Origin of the sequence: Paraburkholderia monticola (genome assembly GCF_001580545.1) — a bacterium.
Classification (GTDB): domain Bacteria; phylum Pseudomonadota; class Gammaproteobacteria; order Burkholderiales; family Burkholderiaceae; genus Paraburkholderia; species Paraburkholderia monticola.
Genome location: NZ_LRBG01000010.1, coordinates 77,544 through 95,721, shown reverse-complemented (window position 1 = coordinate 95,721; position 18,178 = coordinate 77,544). Strand labels below are relative to the sequence as shown.

General features: G+C 62.4%; 21 protein-coding genes and 1 tRNA gene. 4 read left to right on the top strand and 18 right to left on the bottom strand.

Annotated features, from left to right (window positions below; translation table 11 throughout):
* Positions 1–417 precede the first annotated feature (417 nt).
* Together CI15_RS13385 and CI15_RS13380 are read right to left on the bottom strand one after the other, a co-directional pair.
* Positions 418–2,562, bottom strand: a complete 2,145-nt coding sequence (locus CI15_RS13385; protein ID WP_062128477.1) for a glycoside hydrolase family 28 protein — start codon at positions 2,560–2,562, stop codon at positions 418–420.
* Between the two features lie 388 nt (positions 2,563–2,950).
* Complete coding sequence (locus CI15_RS13380; protein WP_062128475.1) at positions 2,951–3,574, bottom strand: CGNR zinc finger domain-containing protein; 624 nt, start codon at positions 3,572–3,574, stop codon at positions 2,951–2,953.
* A 175-nt stretch (positions 3,575–3,749) separates the two neighbouring features.
* Between CI15_RS13380 and CI15_RS13375 the strand changes: the two genes are divergently transcribed.
* The 3 genes from CI15_RS13375 to CI15_RS13365 are packed head-to-tail and all read left to right on the top strand — an operon-like array spanning position 3,750 to position 6,166.
* Positions 3,750–4,445 carry an alpha/beta fold hydrolase gene (locus tag CI15_RS13375; RefSeq protein WP_062128473.1) on the top strand — a complete coding sequence of 232 codons (696 nt, stop codon included), beginning with the start codon at positions 3,750–3,752 and terminating at the stop codon, positions 4,443–4,445.
* A gap of 58 nt (positions 4,446–4,503) precedes the next feature.
* Complete coding sequence (locus CI15_RS13370; protein ID WP_062128471.1) at positions 4,504–5,358, top strand: alpha/beta fold hydrolase; 855 nt, start codon at positions 4,504–4,506, stop codon at positions 5,356–5,358.
* Positions 5,359–5,395: 37 nt separating this feature from the next.
* The gene (locus CI15_RS13365) at positions 5,396–6,166 is read left to right on the top strand and encodes an SDR family oxidoreductase (RefSeq protein WP_062128469.1); all 771 of its coding nucleotides are present in this window, start codon (positions 5,396–5,398) and stop codon (positions 6,164–6,166) included.
* Positions 6,167–6,259: 93 nt separating this feature from the next.
* Here CI15_RS13365 and CI15_RS13360 read toward each other — a convergent pair.
* The 7 genes from CI15_RS13360 to CI15_RS13330 all read right to left on the bottom strand — a co-directional run bounded on the left by CI15_RS13360 (position 6,260) and on the right by CI15_RS13330 (position 11,371).
* Positions 6,260–6,335, bottom strand: a tRNA-Thr gene (locus CI15_RS13360).
* A gap of 19 nt (positions 6,336–6,354) precedes the next feature.
* Positions 6,355–6,852, bottom strand: coding sequence for a ClpXP protease specificity-enhancing factor (locus CI15_RS13355; RefSeq protein WP_062128466.1), 498 nt, complete (start codon positions 6,850–6,852; stop codon positions 6,355–6,357).
* A 66-nt stretch (positions 6,853–6,918) separates the two neighbouring features.
* Positions 6,919–7,530, bottom strand: coding sequence for a glutathione S-transferase N-terminal domain-containing protein (locus CI15_RS13350; RefSeq protein ID WP_006052302.1), 612 nt, complete (start codon positions 7,528–7,530; stop codon positions 6,919–6,921).
* A gap of 95 nt (positions 7,531–7,625) precedes the next feature.
* On the bottom strand, positions 7,626–8,381 hold the full coding sequence (locus tag CI15_RS13345) for a cytochrome c1 (RefSeq protein WP_062128464.1): 756 nt from the start codon (positions 8,379–8,381) through the stop codon (positions 7,626–7,628).
* A 23-nt stretch (positions 8,382–8,404) separates the two neighbouring features.
* The gene (locus CI15_RS13340; RefSeq protein WP_062128462.1) at positions 8,405–9,784 is read right to left on the bottom strand and encodes a cytochrome b; all 1,380 of its coding nucleotides are present in this window, start codon (positions 9,782–9,784) and stop codon (positions 8,405–8,407) included.
* The gene (gene petA / locus CI15_RS13335; protein WP_062128460.1) at positions 9,784–10,404 is read right to left on the bottom strand and encodes a ubiquinol-cytochrome c reductase iron-sulfur subunit; all 621 of its coding nucleotides are present in this window, start codon (positions 10,402–10,404) and stop codon (positions 9,784–9,786) included. The genes CI15_RS13340 and petA overlap by 1 nt, the downstream gene beginning before the upstream one ends.
* Positions 10,405–10,624: 220 nt before the next feature.
* Positions 10,625–11,371 (bottom strand): Nif3-like dinuclear metal center hexameric protein, encoded by a 747-nt coding sequence (locus CI15_RS13330; RefSeq protein WP_062128458.1) that lies wholly within the window; start codon positions 11,369–11,371, stop codon positions 10,625–10,627.
* A 19-nt stretch (positions 11,372–11,390) separates the two neighbouring features.
* Between CI15_RS13330 and CI15_RS13325 the strand changes: the two genes are divergently transcribed.
* Positions 11,391–12,614 (top strand): Do family serine endopeptidase, encoded by a 1,224-nt coding sequence (locus CI15_RS13325; protein WP_062128456.1) that lies wholly within the window; start codon positions 11,391–11,393, stop codon positions 12,612–12,614.
* 88 nt (positions 12,615–12,702) lie between these two features.
* Here the strand turns inward: CI15_RS13325 and tatC are convergent, their stop codons facing one another.
* The 9 genes from tatC to hisA form a co-directional block, all read right to left on the bottom strand.
* Positions 12,703–13,485: a twin-arginine translocase subunit TatC gene (gene tatC / locus CI15_RS13320; RefSeq protein ID WP_062128454.1), complete on the bottom strand. Its 783-nt coding sequence runs from the start codon at positions 13,483–13,485 to the stop codon at positions 12,703–12,705.
* A gap of 34 nt (positions 13,486–13,519) precedes the next feature.
* The gene (tatB, locus tag CI15_RS13315) at positions 13,520–14,053 is read right to left on the bottom strand and encodes a Sec-independent protein translocase protein TatB (protein ID WP_062128452.1); all 534 of its coding nucleotides are present in this window, start codon (positions 14,051–14,053) and stop codon (positions 13,520–13,522) included.
* Positions 14,054–14,101: 48 nt separating this feature from the next.
* Complete coding sequence (gene tatA / locus CI15_RS13310; protein ID WP_062128450.1) at positions 14,102–14,347, bottom strand: Sec-independent protein translocase subunit TatA; 246 nt, start codon at positions 14,345–14,347, stop codon at positions 14,102–14,104.
* Between the two features lie 275 nt (positions 14,348–14,622).
* A complete protein-coding gene (locus tag CI15_RS13305) occupies positions 14,623–14,988 on the bottom strand; it encodes a histidine triad nucleotide-binding protein (RefSeq protein ID WP_062128448.1) in 366 nt (121 codons plus the stop codon).
* Positions 14,989–15,081: 93 nt separating this feature from the next.
* Positions 15,082–15,477, bottom strand: coding sequence for a DUF4870 family protein (locus tag CI15_RS13300; protein WP_062128445.1), 396 nt, complete (start codon positions 15,475–15,477; stop codon positions 15,082–15,084).
* Positions 15,478–15,567: 90 nt separating this feature from the next.
* Complete coding sequence (locus CI15_RS13295; protein ID WP_062128443.1) at positions 15,568–15,963, bottom strand: phosphoribosyl-ATP diphosphatase; 396 nt, start codon at positions 15,961–15,963, stop codon at positions 15,568–15,570.
* Positions 15,960–16,370, bottom strand: a complete 411-nt coding sequence (gene hisI / locus CI15_RS13290) for a phosphoribosyl-AMP cyclohydrolase (RefSeq protein ID WP_062128442.1) — start codon at positions 16,368–16,370, stop codon at positions 15,960–15,962. The genes CI15_RS13295 and hisI overlap by 4 nt, the downstream gene beginning before the upstream one ends.
* Before the next feature lies 1 nt (position 16,371).
* The gene (gene hisF, locus CI15_RS13285) at positions 16,372–17,145 is read right to left on the bottom strand and encodes an imidazole glycerol phosphate synthase subunit HisF (RefSeq protein ID WP_062128440.1); all 774 of its coding nucleotides are present in this window, start codon (positions 17,143–17,145) and stop codon (positions 16,372–16,374) included.
* Positions 17,146–17,342: 197 nt separating this feature from the next.
* On the bottom strand, positions 17,343–18,095 hold the full coding sequence (gene hisA / locus CI15_RS13280; protein ID WP_062128438.1) for a 1-(5-phosphoribosyl)-5-[(5-phosphoribosylamino)methylideneamino]imidazole-4-carboxamide isomerase: 753 nt from the start codon (positions 18,093–18,095) through the stop codon (positions 17,343–17,345).
* Between the last annotated feature and the right edge of the window lie 83 nt (positions 18,096–18,178).

Here is an 18,178-nt window from a genome sequence, read left to right as displayed (position 1 = left end):
CGGTGATGAGGGGAGTTTAGAGGCCCCTAACGCAGACCAAAATGTAGACTTATAAGTCCACAATCGACAAGGTGAAAGAGATATTGTGATTTTTGAGCCATTGGGAGGCTCACCTCACGTCGTGCGGATTCGCGGCGCTGCATCCTGCGGTGACGTTGATGAGATGAGTTTACCGGCCCCGAACGCAGGCCAAATGAAGACTAAACAGTCCACAATCGACAAGGTGAAAGAGATATCGTGATTTTTGAGCCATTCGGAGGCTCACCTCACGCCGCACCGACCTCTTTCCGGCCCGAACCAAAGACAAAAAAAGCGCCGTCGAATCCGACGGCGCCCGTTGTGAAGCGTGCTTGCTGCAGCAGAAAAGCGCAGACACCAGCGCGAACGGAACGCGGTTCCGTCCGCGCCGATGCCCGATCAGCCGGTCAGCACCGAGTTGTACGTGGTACCTGCAACCACCACGTTGTTCAACGTAATGCCGTTCGTGTTGACGACGAACATCGGTCCCGGCACGGTCGACGAGGCCGGGCCCACGCAAACCGGGTGACCCAGGTTGCAGTTCGAGATCGTCACGCCGGTGATCGGCGAGACCGTCGGGACCGGCAGCGGACCGTTGTAGTCCGCCGCCATCGGGCCCTGCGCCACGATTGCCTGGAAGCACGAGTTCGTGCCGGCGGTGAAGCCCGGCGTCATCGAGTACTTGACGCTGCCCGACACGTCGGTTGCGTTCACGTTCGAGATGTTGACGTTGTTGATCGTGGCCGGATTCCAGCGCACCGCATCGCCCGACGCGCTGTAATCACAGTCGAACGTGATCAGACCGCCCTGACCCGTCGACGGGTTGGTGACCGTACCGACCGTGCCGGTGCCAGGCACCGAACCCGGGTAGGCCGCGCCCAGCGCGCCGCCGCCGAACTTGCCGGCGAGGTTCACGCCGTTCGGCAGGGTCACGCCGTTGATCCACACGTTGTTGATGAAGCCGCCGCGGTTCATGTTGGTCTTGAAGCGCAGCGCGATGTTCAGCGGGTTGCTTGCCCAGTTCTCGTTCTGCATCGTCAGATTGCGCGCGTAGACGTTTTGCACGCCCGCGCTCATTTCGCTGCCGATCGTCAGACCGCCGTGCCCGCTTTGCATCGTGCAGTTCTGCACGACGATGTTCTGCATCGGGCCGTATTCGGTGTCGAGGCACTTGCCCGACTTGATCGCGATGCAGTCATCGCCGGTGTTGAACTGGACGTTCTGCACCAGCACGTAGTTGCATGCGTCCGGGTCGAAACCGTCGTTGTTCGGGCCGATACTGTCGGCGAACACACCGTCGATCACCACGTTCGAGCTGGCGGTCGGGTGGTGCTGCCAGAACGGCGTGTTTTGCGTGTGGTAGTTCTGCAGCAGCACGTTGGTGCAACCGATGAACTCGACCATGCACGGACGCAGGTAGTGACCGTTGCCGAACACGCGGTTCACCACTGGCACGCCGAGTTCGGACAGCGCCGGCAGATAGTTCTGGTCCTGATTCCAGCCGGTCGCGGTGAGCAACGTCATCAGCGTCGTCGTCACGCCGTCCTGGTTCGTGAACGACACGTTCGCCTTCGGATTCGTGACCTGCGTGGCGGGCAGGCTCGTCAGCGCGACGTTGTTCGGGTTCGCGTAGGCCTGCGTGGTCGTCGTCGAGCTGGTGGAGCCATACGTGTTGCTCGAACCCTTGTACGTCCACCAGCATGACGTCGGCGGCTGGGTGCTCAGCTGCATCGGCGTCATGGCCTGTCCGTTCAGGACACAGGTGTTGTCGTCGGCAGTCAGTGCGATGTTCTTCTGCTGATACGCGTAGATCGGCGAGCCGAAGTTCAGGCAGTCGTTGGCCTGCCAGCGCGTCCAGTAGAGGTTGCCGTTTGCCGTCGGGTACGGACCATTCTTCGCGTAGTCGGCCGGGTTCGGGCTGAAGTAGATCGTGCAACCCGAGCTCAGGTGGAAATTCACGTTGCTCAGCAACACGATCGGACCGCCGCAATACCAGTTGCCGGCCGGCACGACCACGCGGCCGCCACCCGCCTGACTCGCGGCGCGGATCGCGGCGTTGAACGCCGGGCATGCGTCGTATGCGGTGTCCGTGTAGTCGCACGGGACCATGATGTTCGAGCCCGGGCTTTGCAGGTCGTTGCTCGGATACTGGGTCTGCTCGCTGCCGCCGGTGACCCAGGGAATCAGGCCGCCCGGCCAGGCGGTCGACTGGATCAGCGCTGCCGCGGGCAGCGGTTGCGCGCCGTACGTCGTGACCTGGAAATCGACCGAGGGGAACATCGACGTCGTGATGCCGGCCAGCTTGTTGATGATCGTGGTCGCCTCGCCGCTCGGGCCCCAGATCGGATCGGCGGGCGGTGTGGTGGTAGCCGACGTGCTGCCGCCGCTAGCGGCGGTGTCGGTCGAACCGCCACAGCCGGGCAGACCCGCAATCAGCCCGGCGCCGGCCGTGACGCCAGCGAATGCGAGAAAGCTACGGCGAGCCGGCGATTGCGGACGCTCCTGCTGTGCGCGGTTCAGTGAATCTTCCACTTTCCTGGTCATAAAACCTTGGTCTCCTGTTGCTTTCTGGTGTGAGCACGCACGCAACGGTCTGCGCGCGTGAATATTTTTACCGCCATCTTGTAAGACGACGTACAAATGGCGCAGGTTTACCTTAGCAGGAAAGGTCGCCTGACAGCCGTTTTTATAGAGAAAATTTTCGATTCAGCCGCTAAATTCGGGCTATACGGATTTTCCCTTGCCGCCCACGTGATGTAAGACATATGACAACATTCACGAAAAGTTTTCGTAAGCAAGGCGAAGGTTTGGGCGAGCTCCTTTCTTGCTCACATCACCCGGGACCCGCCTTCTGCAATTAAAAAACCCCGCAAGGCCATTGTTGGCTTTGCGGGGTTTGGGTTAGCTGTGAACGCAAATGGCGAGGGTTACATCACCCGCCCTCCAGTTCCTTCAGCCGCTTGCGGTGTGCTGCCACCTTCGCGCGATTCCCACAGACCGCCATGCTGCACCAGCGCCGCGCATGTCCACGCGTGTGGTCGGCAAACAGCAGCGTGCAGCGCGGACCTTCGCACGCTTTTACGTACGTGAAATCCTCGTCGCAAACGAGTCTGGCCAACGCTTCGGCGATCGGCATCAGCAACGATTCGGGCGACGCCCACCGACGGCGTTCGCGGAATTCGAATCCACCGTCGTCGCCGGTAACGAGTGCGCCGTATCGTTCGTCGCGCTCGAGCAGTCGATTCAACAGCTCGAGTTCTAGCAAGTCTCCCGCAGCCAGCGGCCGCCCTTTCCTCGCGCCGACAAAGCCTCTGAACCACTCGCGCAGCTCGCGCGCCTGAGCGGCCATCGCATCGAACTCAGTCGATACGAACCTCTCGCGCACTTCAGCGAGCGCCTCGGGCGGCACCATGCCGGCCTGCTCGAGCCACGCCAGCAAGCCTGCGCCGTCCGCGATCCAGTCGACTTCCTCATCCACGGGCGTAGCCACTGAGTTCAGAAAATCGAGGCCCGGCGCGTCGGCCAGGAACAGCGGGGGGAACTGACGGTAGTCCATTTTTCTCGACGAAACGGAGCTGATGACGATTCGCTCATCGTAACCATCAAAATCTCACTTGACAAGTTACAACGTACGTTTGTAACCTGTAAATACGCATTAACACGGTTACACAGAAGCGTCACGCGTCCGGACGTCGCAGCCAAACATTTCCTTCGCTCAAAGGAGCAACAACATGTCTCTTCGCAATGTGAACGTAGTGCTCGTGCATGGCGCATGGGCCGACGGGTCGAGTTGGAGCCGGGTCATCGAGCGGCTCGCCGACCGGCATATCGATGCGGTCGCGGCGCCTCTGCCGCTGACGTCGCTCGGTGACGACACGGCCGCGCTGGAGCGCACGCTCGCGCGAATCGAGGGTCCCGTCGTGCTGGTCGGACATGCGTATGCGGGCGCTGTGATCGGTTCCGCGCGTGCCGCGAACGTGAAGGCGCTGGTCTACATCGCGGCGTTGGCGCCCGACGAAGGCGAAACGGTGGCCGACGTGTTCCACCGCGGTGAAGCGCATCCGCAGGCTCCGACGCTCGCGCCGGATCGCGACGGCCTGATCTGGCTTCCGCGCGAGGCGTTCGCAGGTGCGTTCGCACATCACGCGAGTGCGCGCGAAGCGAACGTGCTCGCCGCGATCCAGCGTCCCATCGCGGCGGCCTGCATCGGCGTACCCGTGGGACGGCCGCGGTGGAAAGACCTGCCGAGCTGGTTTCTCGTGGCCGCGCAGGACCGAATGATCGCGCCCGACAACCAGCGCTCGATGTCGCAGCGGATGGGCGCGCGCGTCCACGCGCTCGACGTCGATCACACGCCGAGCGTCACGGCGCCCGAGGCCGTCGTCGAGGTCATCGTCGAGGCGGCGCTGGCTGTCTCGGCCGACTGAAGCAGGCCGTTTGCATCCGCATCCGTTATTCACGCCCTTTTTTGCAGAGAGAGCCATCATGACCGCCATCACCTATCGCCATGCCGACGTCGACGGTTTCAAGGTCTTCTATCGTCAAGCCGGTTCCGAGAACGCCCCGAAACTCCTGCTGCTGCACGGCTTTCCAAGTTCGAGCCATATGTTTCGCGAGCTGATTCCGCGGCTTGCCGATCGCTTTCACATCGTCGCGCCCGATTTGCCGGGCTTCGGTCAATCCGACATGCCTGCGCGCGAAAACTTCGCGTACACGTTCGCGAACCTTGCAGAGGTGATCGGCCGATTTACCGAAGTGATCGGGTTTGACCGATTCGCCGTCTACGTCTTCGACTATGGGGCGCCGACCGGCTTCCGGCTGGCGCTCGCGCATCCCGAGCGGATCACGGCGATCATTTCGCAGAACGGCAACGCCTACGAAGAGGGGCTCAGCGACGGCTGGAATCCGATTCGCGCCTACTGGCGAGACGCGTCGCCGGCCAATCGCGAAGCGCTGCGCGCCTTGCTCGCGCCTGAGACGACCGTGTGGCAATACACGCATGGGGTGCCGGATACTGCGTCGGTCTCCCCGGACGGCTATTCGCTCGACGACTTCTACCTGCGCCGCCCCGGCGCGGACGAGGTGCAGCTCGATCTGTTCCGTGACTATCGCCACAACGTCGCGCTGTACCCGGCGTTTCAGGAGTATTTCCGCAGTTACCGCCCGCCGCTTCTGGCCATATGGGGCAAGAACGACCCGTTCTTTCTGCCGGCGGGCGCGGAGGCGTTCCGGCGCGATCTGCCTGATGCGGTCGTGCGTTTCCTCGACACCGGCCACTTCGCGCTTGAAACGCATGCGGACGAAATCGCCGCGGCAATCCGCGAGTTTCTTGACCGTTGATGCCCACCGAACCACCCCATCCTTCAGGAGAAGCGAAATGTCGAGCAGAGTTGCTATCGTCACCGGCGCGAGTCAAGGCATCGGACGCGCCACCGCGATCAGATTGGCGCGGGATTTTGATTCGATCGTGGTAGTCGCACGCAATCGGCCCAATCTCGAGGAAACGGCGTCTCAGGTTGAGCAGGCCGGAGCGAAAGCGCTCGTCGTCGATCTCGATCTGTCGGAGCCGGATGCCGCCGGGCAAGTCGTCGAGCGGACTCTCGCTGCGTTCGGCAGGATCGACGCGCTGCTCAACATCGCCGGCGCGGTGCCGCAGATCGACATCCTCGAAATGACCGATCAGCAATGGGATCAAGGGCTTGCGCTGAAGCTGCACGGCGCGCGCCGGCTGACAGTGGCGGCTTGGCCGGCGTTGAAGGCAAGCGCGGGGTCGGTCGTGTTGATGTCCGGCAACTCGGCGCTGTTCCCGAAGGCGCCTTACGCAGCGGTCGGCACCATCAACGCGGCAATCGTGGCGCTGGCCAAGGCCTTCTCGGATCGCGGCATCGCGGACGGCGTGCAGGTCAACAGCGTCCTACCCGGACCGGTCATGACCGGCCGGCGCCGCTCCTATCTCGAGCATTGGGCGCCGTTGCATGGCATGAGCGTCGAAGAGGCAACCGCGAAATTCCCCATCGAGGCAGGCATCTCGCGCTATGGCACACCCGAGGAAATCGCGGAGCTGATGGCATTCGTCGTGTCGCCCGCGGCACGCTGGATGACGGGCTCGACGCTGCGGATGGATGGCGGCGAAGTGAAATCGATCTAGCCGCCCATTTACGGCCGAAAAAAGAAAAACCCCGCCGAAACAAGCGCTTCGTCGGGGTTTTCAGTATTTCCGGTTACTGCTGATAAAGCAATTTGGTGCCGGCTGCAGGACTCGAACCCGCCACCTCATGATTACAAGTCAAGCGCTCTACCTGATGAGCTAAGCCGGCATGAGGCCGTGATTCTACTTCATTTCACGATCTTAAGGCGAGCCCTTCCGCCGCCTTTCGAGCCATCGTCGTCAGGCTGCGGTTTGTCGTCGGCATCGGCGGTCGCGGCCGGATCGGCCGGCGACGTTTCGACGGCACGAGGGGCCGCCGGCGTGTCGACTTCGTCCGCGGCATCCGCGCCCGAATCCTGCGCCTCGCCGCCCGCCGATTCGACCGGGAACGCCATGCCCTGCCCGTTTTCACGCGCGTAGATCGCGAGAATATTGGCCACCGGCACCTCGATCTTGTGCGACTTGCCGGAGAAACGGGCGTTGAACTCGATCCACTCGTTGCCCATCTGCAGCTGGCTCGTCGCCTCGAAGCTGATGTTCAACACGATCTCGTTGTCGCGGACGAACTGACGCGGCACACGCGTCTGATTGTCGACCCGGACCGCGATGTGCGGTGTGTAGCCGTTATCCGTGCACCACTCGTAGAGCGCGCGCAGCAGATAAGGCTTCGTGGAAATCTCTTGCATCAACAGTCCTCTTGCGGACGCGGGCGCGTATCAAAACGATGCGGCGCCCGCGCGCCAAAGCCAAACTCAACGACGCATCACCTTTTCCGACGGCGTCAGCGCTTCGATATATGCCGGGCGGCTGAAAATGCGCTCGGCGTACTTCATCAGCGGCGCGGCGTTCTTCGACAGCTCGATTCCGTAGTGGTCGAGACGCCACAGGAGCGGCGCGATCGCGACGTCGAGCATCGAGAACTCTTCGCCGAGCATGTACTTGTTCTTCAGGAAGATCGGCGCGAGCTGCGTCAGGCGATCGCGGATCGCGAGGCGCGCCTTCTCGTGATTTTTCTCCGCCGCCTTGCCCTTCTCGTTTTCGAGCGTGCCGACGTGAACGAACAGCTCTTTCTCGAAGTTCAGCAGGAACAGACGGGCCCGCGCGCGCTGCACCGGATCGGCCGGCATCAGCTGCGGGTGCGGGAAGCGCTCGTCGATGTACTCGTTGATGATGTTCGATTCGTACAGAATCAGGTCCCGTTCGACGAGAATCGGCACCTGACCGTACGGATTCATCACAGCGATGTCTTCCGGCTTGTTGAACAGGTCGACGTCGCGGATCTCGAAGTCCATGCCCTTTTCGAACAACACCAGCCGGCAACGCTGGGAGAACGGGCAAGTAGTGCCGGAATACAGAACCATCATGTTTACGTTTCCTCAAAAAGCTGAAGGGCCAGCGCGCAGAAAAACCGTTCAGCAGGTCTTTCCTGGCGCCGGCCCCACGCCGTGTAACGGCGTGATTATTTGATATGTTTCCAGTACGCGGCGTTCAGTCGCCAGGCGAAAAAGCTCAGGATACCGAGGAACAACAGCACCCACACGCCAAGTTGCTTGCGGGTTTGCTGCGTCGGTTCGGACATCCATGACAGGTACGACACGAGGTCGGCCACAGCAGAATCATAATCTACCGGCGACATCGTCCCCGGAGTCAGCTGCTGGAAGCCGAGGAATTTGTGTACCGTTTCGCCGGATTTTTCGTCGGTTTCATCGCCGAATTTAGCCGCGCGCTGCCCCTGAAGCTGCCACAGCACGTGAGGCATGCTCACGTTTTCGTACACCAGATTGTTCCAGCCAGTCGGGCGCGTATCGTCGCGGTAAAAACTGCGCAGATACGTGTAGAGCCAATCCGTGCCGCGCGCCCGCGCCTCCACCGACAGATCCGGCGGCGTCGCGCCGAACCACGCTTTCGCGTCTTCGGGCCGCATCGCCACGGTCATCGTGTTGCCGACCTTGTCGGTGGTAAACAGCAGATTCGCCTGGATCGAGCTCGGCGAAATGCCGAGATCGGTCAGGCGGTTGTAGCGCATCAGGTTCGCGCTGTGGCAATTCAGGCAGTAGTTTACAAACAATTGCGCGCCGCGCTGCAAAGAAGCGAAATTGTTCGTGTTATCCGGCGCGCGATCGAGCGGGAAATTCTCGTCCGCATGGACCGGAGCGGCCAGCAGCGCCAGCACGGTCGCGCCGACCAGCGCGCACATCGAAAGCAGTTTTTTCATCTTCGTGTTCTCCTGGCTCGCGATTAGTGAGGCTTGAACCGCACCCGTTCCGGCGGCTGCTTGAACGTGCCAAGCCGCGTCCAGAAGGGCATGCCGAGGAAAAACGCGAAGTAGATCAGCGCGCAGATCTGGGCGATCAGCGTCGAAGCTGGCGATGGCGGCCGCGTGCCGAGGAAGCCGAGCGTCAGGAACGCGACCACGAAGATCCCGAAGAAAACCTTGTGGAAGAACGGCCGGTAACGGATCGACCTGACCGGCGAGCGGTCGAGCCACGGCAGGAAGAACAGCGAAATCACCGCGCTGCCCATCACCACGACGCCCCAGAACTTCGACTCGGTGAACGCCATCGCGACGATCACCAGTACCGCCAGCACCGGCAGGCCGAGCTTCCACTTGCCGCGGGCGCGCACGAGCGCGAGCAGCCCGAGCAGCGCGATGACGATCATCAGCACGATCTTGAACGGATCGGTGGTGGCGCGCAGCATCGCATAAAAAGCGGTGAAGTACCACACCGGCGCAATTTCCGGCGGCGTTTGCAGCGGATTCGCGGGAATGAAGTTGTTCGCTTCGAGGAAGTACCCGCCCATTTCCGGCGCGAAGAAGATGATCGCCGCGAAGATCAGCAGGAAGATCGTCACGCCCATGAAGTCGTGCACGGAGTAGTACGGGTGGAACGGAATGCCGTCGAGCGGCACGCCATCCGGGCCCTTCTTCGCCTTGATCTCGATACCGTCCGGGTTGTTCGAGCCGACTTCATGCAGCGCGACCAGGTGCGCGATCACGAGGCCGATCAGCACCAGCGGAATCGCGATCACGTGGAACGCGAAGAAGCGGTTCAACGTGACGTCGGAGACCACGTAATCGCCACGAATCCACAGCGACAGATCCGGTCCGATGAACGGAATCGCCGAGAACAGGTTGACGATCACCTGCGCGCCCCAGAACGACATCTGGCCCCACGGCAGCAGATAGCCGAAAAACGCCTCGGCCATCAGACACAGGAAGATCAGGCAGCCGAAAATCCACACGAGCTCGCGCGGCTTGCGGTACGAGCCGTACATGAGACCGCGGAACATGTGCAGATACACGACGACGAAGAACATCGACGCGCCCGTGGAGTGCATGTAGCGGATCAGCCAGCCCCACGGCACCTCGCGCATGATGTACTCGACCGACGAGAACGCGAGCGTCGCGTCGGGCTTGTAGTTCATCGTGAGGAAAATGCCGGTGACGATCTGATTGACCAGCACCAGCAACGCAAGCGAACCGAAGAAGTACCAGAAGTTGAAGTTCTTCGGCGCGTAGTACTCGGAAACGTGCTTCTTCCACGTGGCAGTCATCGGGAAGCGCTGGTCGATCCAACCCGTCACCCCGGTCGTCTCTACTTCGTGTTCGCTCGCCATTACGCTTCTCCTTTTTCGTCCTTCCCGATCACAAGGGCCGTCGCCGACGTGAACATGAAGCGCGGGATGTCGAGGTTCTGCGGAGCGGGCTTGTTCTTGAAGACGCGGCCGGCCATGTCGTAGGTGGAGCCATGGCACGGGCACAGGAAGCCGCCGGGCCAGTCGTCGGGGAGATTGGGCTGCGGGCCCTCCTGGAAGCGCGGCGTCGGCGTGCAGCCCAGATGCGTGCACACGGCGACGGCGACGAGCAGATGCTTGTTCTCTGCGCGTGAACGGAATTCGTTGTTGCAGTAGTCCGGCAGCGGCATCGAGAACGGATTCAGCGAGTGGGGATCCGCCAACTGGCTATCGGCTTTCTGGACATCGGCGAGCATGCGGTCCGTGCGGTTGATGATCCACACCGGCTTGCCACGCCAGGCGACCGTCATCATGTCGCCGGGCTTGAGACTGCTGATATCGACTTCGACCGGGGCACCCGCTGCCTTGGCCTTTTCGGATGGTGCAAACGAACTTACAAAGGGTACGACAACGGCAACACCTCCTATGCCGCCTGCTACGGTCGTCGCTACCAGCCAGTTACGGCGGCTGCCATCGACGCGTTCCTCTTCTTTGTCTCGCATCACACGCCCCACTTCTGAGTTGGATTTTTCCTTCACGCCGCTTCTACCGCCGCTAGTTTGCTCGAATGGAGTCGCCATTTACAAGGGCCGATTGCCAAAAACCGTGCGAAGCCCTTGATAACTCAGGGTTTGTCCGTACCGATCGCAAACTTTTTCGCCACTCTTTTTAAGTGCCTTCTACGGTATTCATGCCTTTTTCTGCGTGAATGCAATTCGCAATTCAAACCGGATTGGGGATATCGATAAACAGGTGTTCGATATCGAAAGATTCGGACAGATGCTTGCCCACCGCCTGGACGCCGAAGCGCTCGGTCGCGTGGTGGCCGGCCGCAAGAAACGCGACGCCGCTTTCCGCCGCCGTGTGCATCACCGACTCCGATACCTCGCCGGTCACGTAGACGTCGGCGCCCGCGTTGATCGCCGCGTCGAACATGCCTTGCGCAGCGCCCGTGCACCAGCCGACGCGGCGCAGCTCGAGATCCGGATCGCCGAACACGAGCGGCGTACGGCCGAGCGTCTGCTCGATTTCCGCGGTCAGGTGCGACAGCGTGATGCGCATCGGCAGCGTGGCGAGCCAGCCGAGATCGTTCTCGCCAAAGCGCGCGTCGCTGATCCAGCCCATCTTCTCGCCGATCTGCGCGTTGTTGCCGAACTGCGGGTGATCGTCGAGAGGAAGGTGGTAGGCGAACAGGTTCAGGTCGTTGGCGAGCAGCAGCTTCAGGCGCGCATGTTTGCGGCCGGTGATCTGCGGTGCCTCGTTGCGCCAGAAGTAGCCGTGATGGACCAGCACAGCGTCTGCGCCCCAGTCGAGCGCGGCCTCCAGGAAGGCCACCGACGCGGTCACGCCGGTCGCGAGCTTGTTGATCCGGCGGCGCCCTTCGACCTGTAATCCGTTCGGGCAATAGTCCTTGAACCGCGCGGTTTCAAGGAGATTGTTCAAGTACAATTCAAGTTCAATCCGATCCATATAGACCTCTAGTCTTCAGATGCTTAGACGCTTTTGGCTGTTATTTGCCCAAGCGGTAACTGTGCTGTTGGCGCTGATGTTCATCATTGCGACCCTCAAACCGCAGTGGCTGCAGCGTCAAGGACAATTCGGCAGACAACTCGTCGAACCGATCGTCGCGCTGCGGGAAGTGGCGCCGGGCATCAGCAATGGCCATGCCGAAGCGTCCTATGCCGAAGCGGCGCAAAAGGCCATGCCCGCGGTCGTCAACGTGTTCTCCAGCAAGGATGGCTCACTGCCTCCCGACCCGCGCGCCAAAGATCCGCTGTTCCGCTACTTCTTCGGCGACAGAAACAATCGCAAGCAGCAGGAGCAGCCTGCATCGAATCTCGGCTCAGGCGTGATAGTGAGTTCGGAAGGTTACATTCTAACGAACCAGCACGTCGTCGACGGTGCCGATCAGATCGAAGTTGCGCTCGCCGACGGCCGCACCGCCAGCGCCAAGGTCATCGGCATCGACCCCGAAACCGATCTGGCCGTGCTCAAGGTCAACATGACCAATCTGCCTACCATCACGCTCGGCCGGATGGAGCAGACCCGCGTCGGCGACGTCGTGCTCGCGATCGGCAACCCGTTCGGCGTCGGCCAGACCGTGACGATGGGTATCGTCAGCGCGCTGGGCCGCAACCACCTCGGCATCAACACGTTCGAAAACTTCATCCAGACCGACGCGCCGATCAACCCAGGTAACTCGGGCGGTGCGCTCGTCGACGTCAACGGCAATCTGCTCGGCATCAACACCGCGATCTACTCGCGCTCGGGCGGCTCGCTCGGCATCGGCTTCGCGATTCCCGTGTCGACCGCGCGCAGCGTGCTGGAAAGCATCATCACGACCGGCACGGTCACGCGCGGCTGGATCGGCGTCGAGCCGCAGGACGTGACGCCGGAAATCGCCGAGTCGTTCGGGCTCGACCAGAAGTCGGGCGCGATCGTCGCGGGCGTATTGAAGAGCGGCCCGGCCGACCGCGCGGGTATCAAGCCCGGCGACATCCTGACGAGGGTGAACGGCCAGGAGATCACCGACACCACGCGACTGCTGAACGTGATCGCGCAGATCAAGCCGGGCACGTCGGCGAAGGTGCATCTGGTGCGCAAGGGCCATCAAATCGATCTCGACGTGATGATCGGCAAACGCCCACCGCCGCCGAAGCAGGCGGCGGAAGACGAAAACGGCGGCGATCAGCCGGACGACGAGGGCGGCTGAGGGCGACCAAGGCTTCGCACAATGAAAAAGGGCAGTCCGCGATGGACTGCCCTTTCTTATTCAACGCCCGGCCCCGACTAGCGACACCTCAACTCGACGGCGGGCTCGCATCCTCCACGACCACCGGCTGCTTGCCGACGATCAGCCGCGCCGCGATGATGCCCGCTTCATACAGCACGATCAGCGGAATCGCGAGGATCAGCTGCGAAAACACGTCGGGCGGTGTCACCACAGCCGACACCACGAACGCACCGACGATCACATACGGCCGGATTTCCTTCAGCTTTTTCAGCGTCAGCACGTTCATGCGCACCAGCAGCACGACGACGATCGGCACTTCGAACGTGACGCCGAACGCAATGAACATGGTGAGCACGAAGCTCAGGTAATTGTCGATATCGGTTGTCATCTCCGCGCCGAGCGGCGCGTTGTAGTGCGCCATTACGCGGAAGATGGTCGGAAACACGACGAAGTACGCGAACGCCATGCCGCACAGGAACAGCGTATAGCTGCTCGCGACGAGCGGCCCGACCAGCTTCTTCTCGTGCTGATAGAGCCCCGGCGCGACGAACGCCCAGATCTGGTAAAGCACGACCGGCAGCGCGATCACGAAGGCCACCAGCATGGTCACCTTCATCGGCACGAAGAACGAGCCGGTGACGTCGGTGACGATCATCTTGCCGTCCTTCGGCAGATTCATCATCAGCGGCCGCGCGAGCAGTTTGAAGATGTCCGGTGCCCAGTACACGAGCCCGATAAACACGACGATGACGGCAAGCCCCGCACGGATGATGCGGTCACGCAGTTCGACGAGGTGGGAAATGAAGGTCTCTTCAGCGCCTTCGTTCTGGGATTGCTGGGGGTCGCTCACACCGGCCCTCGGTTAGGGATTGTCGATCTGAACATCAGAGAAACCGCGTCGGACGACGCAGGTTGGCAGGCGTGTGCCGCGCGACGCGCGCGGCACCCGACTGCACGCGTGTGCGGCGTAGACTCGCGCGCTTGTACCAGGTAGGTGTGGCGCTCTGCTGGACGCGCCAGTTCTTGCGTTTGGGCGCGGCGGCCGGCGTCGTGACCGGCCACGATGTGCCACCGGTGCTGCCGCTGCTGGCGTCTTCGAGCGCGCCGCCGGCGATGCTCGGGGACACCGACGTCCCGCTACTCCACGCTTCGTTCAGCTCGTTCTCATGCTTGCGCAGATTGTCCTGAACCGCCGTTTCGACATTGGTCGCGGCCTTCTCGAACTCGGTCTTCATGCGCCGCAATTCGTCGAGCTCGATTTCGCGCGTGACCTCGGCCTTCACGTCGTTGATGTACCGCTGCGCGCGGCCGAACAGCGCGCCCGCCGTGCGAGCGACGCGTGGCAGGCGCTCAGGCCCGAGGACGACCAGCGCGACGACGCCGATCAGCGCCATCTTGGTTAGACCGAGGTCCAGCATGAAGTGGAGTGTCCGTCAGAAACGCGGGAACGGCGCGAACGCCGCGGCTTAGCGGTAGTCGCCCGAACGCGGCGCCTTTTCTTTCGCTTCGACGTCCACCGCGCCGTTGCGCGGCAGCTCGCGCTGCTGCTGTTGCGCGTCGGCCGACGGCGTTTCGGCTTCCTTCATGCCTTCCTTGAAGCCCTTCACGGCGCCGCCCAGGTCACCGCCGATGTTGCGCAGCTTCTTCGTGCCGAACACGAGCGCGACGATCAACAGAACGATCAACCAATGCCAAATACTCAACGAACCCATGACTACTCTCCTTAACCCCGACGCCGCATCTCGATGCGGCAAATTTGCATAACCTGAAGCGCGTGCGCTTCGTCTCCATGTATCTCTACGTTACCGCAGGTCGCCCGGCCTCGCTCTCGACGCGCCGGTCGTCTCTACCGTTGTCATTGTGTCGGGACGATCGCGTCGACGTTATTACACAGCGGTAAAAAACAACGGCGGCGCTATTGTCCTCGACCAAAATCACGCGGCGACGTGCATTTGCCACGCATCGCGCATCACACGCGAATCCGCGCTCAGCCCATCCGTTGCCAGGGGCGCGGTCCCGCAAGAATGTGCGCGTGCAGGTGATACACCTCCTGACCTCCGCCCGGACCGGTATTGATTACCGTGCGAAAGCCCGTCTCGCCGCCGGTGTACGCGACCCCCAATTGCCCGGCCAGACGCGCGGTCAAGACAAGCATTCTACCAAGCAGAGGCGCGTCGCTTTCGGTGCAGTTCGACAGCGTCGCGATGTGCTTGCGAGGAATTACCAGCACATGCGTTTCGGCCGCCGGACGGATGTCGCGAAAGGCGACGAACTCGTCGTCTTCGCGGACCTTGGTCGACGGGATTTCGCCAGCGGCGATCTTGCAGAAAAGACAGTTTGGATCGTGACTCATCGTATTCCTGACGCGATATGACTTGAGCGAGCGAAGCCGCACGCGACCAGGTTCGACCCGAATGCCGGCCCGCCCATACGGACCGGCTAGCGTTCAGACCCAGCCGGCCGGATTCGCGAACGGCTTGTTATCGTACAGGTACAACCAGCCTTTGATAATACGGTACAACATCCATATGCTGACGGCCCACAGCACCGGAATGCCGATCACGACGAGCAGCAGCAGCGCACCGATCGCGTAACCGATGAGGCCCAGCCAGAACGTGCGGATCTGCCATTCGAAGTGCGCTTCGTACGGCGTGCCGGCCACGTCCGACCGTTTGATGTAATTGATGATGATGGCGACCAGAATGGTGAGCCCACCGGTCAGCCAGTGGACCGCATACAGTGCGTACAGCACGTGCGTGAGCGTGCGCAGGCCGCGCTCGCGCTCAGGCTCCATCGCGTGGCGGTAGACCGGCGGCGGATAGCTTCCTTGCGGCTGTTCCATGCTTGCGTCCTCCCGATGGTGCGCTTACCGCTATATAGGTGGCGGTACGCGCGACTTCAAGCGGAAACGCCCGATTTCCGCCTCGAATGCTCAGTCGCCGTTCTCTTCGCGCTCGCGGCTCTTGCGCAGTGCCTTTTCCTCGATGCCCGACAGGCCTTCTCGCCGCTCGAGTTCGGCGACCACGTCGGCGGGGCTCAGATCGAAATGCGACAGCATCACGAGGCAGTGGAACCACAGGTCCGCGACCTCGCCGACCAGCGCCTTCGGCGCGCCGCCGTGGCGCGCGTCCTTCGCGGCCAGCACGACTTCGGTGGCCTCTTCGCCGATCTTCTTCAGCACCGCGTCGTCGCCCTTGTGGAACAGGCGCGATACATACGAGATGTCCGGGTCTCCGCCCTTGCGGCTATCGATCACCGCGGCGAGACGCAGCAGCGTGTCGAGCGTGGAAGCTTCGGCGGACGACGGGTTTTGCGTGGATTGCGTCATTTGTAGATGTGTTCGGGGTCTTTCAGCACGGGCTCGACAGCCTGCCAGTCGCCGTCGTTCACCGAGCCTTCGAATTTCTGGAAAAAGCACGAGTGGCGGCCCGTGTGGCACGCAATGCCCGATACCTGCTCGACTTTCAGCAGCACGACGTCTTCGTCGCAATCGAGCCGCACTTCATGCACATGCTGCACGTGGCCCGACTCCTCGCCCTTGAACCACAAGCGCTGGCGCGAGCGCGAGAAATACACCGCGCGGCCGGTTTCGACGGTCTTCGCGAGCGCCTCGCGGTTCATCCACGCGAACATCAGCACGTCGTTCGTCGACGCTTCCTGCGCGATCACCGGCACGAGGCCGTTCGCGTCCCATTTGACCTTGTCGAGCCAGTTCACTGCCGAGGGATTCGTCACGTCACAACCTCACCGAGATGCCCTGGTCGGCCATGAAGCGCTTGGCCTCGCCAACCGTGTGTTCGCCATAGTGGAAGATGCTCGCGGCGAGCACCGCATCCGCGTGACCGCTCTTGATACCGTCGGCGAGATGCTGCAGATTGCCGACGCCGCCCGAGGCGATCACCGACACCGGCACCGCGTCCGACACCGCGCGCGTCAGCGCGAGGTCGAAGCCGCTCTTGGTACCGTCGCGATCCATGCTGGTCAGCAGGATTTCGCCCGCGCCGAGCTCGGCCATCTTGCGCGCCCATTCGACCGCATCCAGGCCGGTCGCCTTGCGACCGCCGTGCGTGAACACTTCCCAGCGCGGCGTTTCACCGTCCGCCGACACGCGCTTCGCGTCGATCGCGACGACGATGCACTGCGAGCCGTACTTGTCGGTGGCGTCCTTCACCAGTTGCGGATTCGCGACCGCCGACGAGTTCATGCTGATCTTGTCGGCGCCCGCGTTCAGCAGGCGCCGCACGTCTTCGACCGCGCGCACGCCGCCGCCGACCGTCAGCGGAATGAACACCTGCGAGGCGACTGCTTCGATGATCGGCAGGATCAGGTCGCGCTGATCCGAGGTCGCGGTGATGTCGAGGAACGTGAGTTCGTCGGCGCCCTGGTCGTCGTAACGGCGCGCGATTTCGACCGGGTCGCCCGCGTCGCGCAGTTCGACGAAGTTGACGCCCTTGACCACACGGCCCGCGGTGACGTCGAGACAGGGGATGATGCGTTTAGCTAGAGCCATGATCGTGCAATTCTGCCAATACCGCTGATGAGGCCGCTCGCTTGCGGGCAAGCGGCACGCTGCCGGCGCGAACGGTTGCGTCGCGCCGCGAGTGGGGTGCCGGCCGGAAGCTGGCGATTCCGGATGCGTGCTCGGGCGACGCGCGCGGCGGCCAGGCCGTCGCTCGAGCGAGCGAGCGCCGCAAACCGGCGCCGTGCTTAGGCGTCGTCCGCTTCGCGCAGCCGGTCCGCGAGCGTTTGCGCGGCCGCGAAGTCGAGGTCGCCCGAATAGATCGCGCGGCCGCAGATCACACCTTCGATGCCTTCGCCTTCGACTTCGCACAGCGATTCGATGTCCGCGAGGTTCGACAGGCCGCCGCTCGCGATCACCGGAATCTTGACCGCGCGCGCGAGGCGCACCGTCGCTTCGATGTTGATGCCTTGCAGCATCCCGTCGCGGCCGATGTCGGTGTAGATGATCGACTCGCAGCCGTAGTCCTCGAACTTGCGCGCGAGGTCGGCCACTTCGTGACCGGTCAGCTTGCTCCAGCCGTCGGTCGCGACCTTGCCGTCTTTCGCGTCGAGACCCACGATGATGTGGCCGCCGAACGCGGTGCACGCGTCTTGCAGAAAGCCAGGGTTCTTCACCGCGGCCGTGCCGATGATCACGTACGACAAACCGTCGTCGAGATAGCGCTCGATCGTGTTCAGATCGCGGATGCCACCGCCCAGCTGGACCGGAATCTGGCCGCCCACTTCATCGATGATCGCCCGGATCGCATCGCCGTTCTTCGGCTTGCCGGCGAACGCACCGTTCAGATCGACCAGATGCAGACGACGCGCGCCGCGGTCGACCCAATGTCGGGCCATTGCCGCCGGTTCCTCGGAGAAAATCGTCGCCTGGTCCATATCGCCTTGTTTGAGGCGTACACACTGACCATCTTTCAGGTCGATGGCGGGAATCAGCAGCATAGCAATCGGGTGTTATCTGGGAGTGGATTGAAGGTCGACGGCAGCGGCTGGCGAGTCAGCCCGCCGCAACACCGTCTCGCTAG

Coding starts and splice junctions, on each gene's coding strand:
- CI15_RS13385 (WP_062128477.1), bottom strand. CDS start 2,562: ATGACCAGGAAAGTGGAAGATTCACTGAACCGCGCACAGCAGGAGCGT.
- CI15_RS13380 (WP_062128475.1), bottom strand. CDS start 3,574: ATGGACTACCGTCAGTTCCCCCCGCTGTTCCTGGCCGACGCGCCGGGC.
- CI15_RS13375 (WP_062128473.1), top strand. CDS start 3,750: ATGTCTCTTCGCAATGTGAACGTAGTGCTCGTGCATGGCGCATGGGCC.
- CI15_RS13370 (WP_062128471.1), top strand. CDS start 4,504: ATGACCGCCATCACCTATCGCCATGCCGACGTCGACGGTTTCAAGGTC.
- CI15_RS13365 (WP_062128469.1), top strand. CDS start 5,396: ATGTCGAGCAGAGTTGCTATCGTCACCGGCGCGAGTCAAGGCATCGGA.
- CI15_RS13355 (WP_062128466.1), bottom strand. CDS start 6,852: ATGCAAGAGATTTCCACGAAGCCTTATCTGCTGCGCGCGCTCTACGAG.
- CI15_RS13350 (WP_006052302.1), bottom strand. CDS start 7,530: ATGATGGTTCTGTATTCCGGCACTACTTGCCCGTTCTCCCAGCGTTGC.
- CI15_RS13345 (WP_062128464.1), bottom strand. CDS start 8,381: ATGAAAAAACTGCTTTCGATGTGCGCGCTGGTCGGCGCGACCGTGCTG.
- CI15_RS13340 (WP_062128462.1), bottom strand. CDS start 9,784: ATGGCGAGCGAACACGAAGTAGAGACGACCGGGGTGACGGGTTGGATC.
- petA (WP_062128460.1), bottom strand. CDS start 10,404: ATGCGAGACAAAGAAGAGGAACGCGTCGATGGCAGCCGCCGTAACTGG.
- CI15_RS13330 (WP_062128458.1), bottom strand. CDS start 11,371: ATGGATCGGATTGAACTTGAATTGTACTTGAACAATCTCCTTGAAACC.
- CI15_RS13325 (WP_062128456.1), top strand. CDS start 11,391: ATGCTTAGACGCTTTTGGCTGTTATTTGCCCAAGCGGTAACTGTGCTG.
- tatB (WP_062128452.1), bottom strand. CDS start 14,053: ATGCTGGACCTCGGTCTAACCAAGATGGCGCTGATCGGCGTCGTCGCG.
- tatA (WP_062128450.1), bottom strand. CDS start 14,347: ATGGGTTCGTTGAGTATTTGGCATTGGTTGATCGTTCTGTTGATCGTC.
- CI15_RS13305 (WP_062128448.1), bottom strand. CDS start 14,988: ATGAGTCACGATCCAAACTGTCTTTTCTGCAAGATCGCCGCTGGCGAA.
- CI15_RS13300 (WP_062128445.1), bottom strand. CDS start 15,477: ATGGAACAGCCGCAAGGAAGCTATCCGCCGCCGGTCTACCGCCACGCG.
- CI15_RS13295 (WP_062128443.1), bottom strand. CDS start 15,963: ATGACGCAATCCACGCAAAACCCGTCGTCCGCCGAAGCTTCCACGCTC.
- hisF (WP_062128440.1), bottom strand. CDS start 17,145: ATGGCTCTAGCTAAACGCATCATCCCCTGTCTCGACGTCACCGCGGGC.
- hisA (WP_062128438.1), bottom strand. CDS start 18,095: ATGCTGCTGATTCCCGCCATCGACCTGAAAGATGGTCAGTGTGTACGC.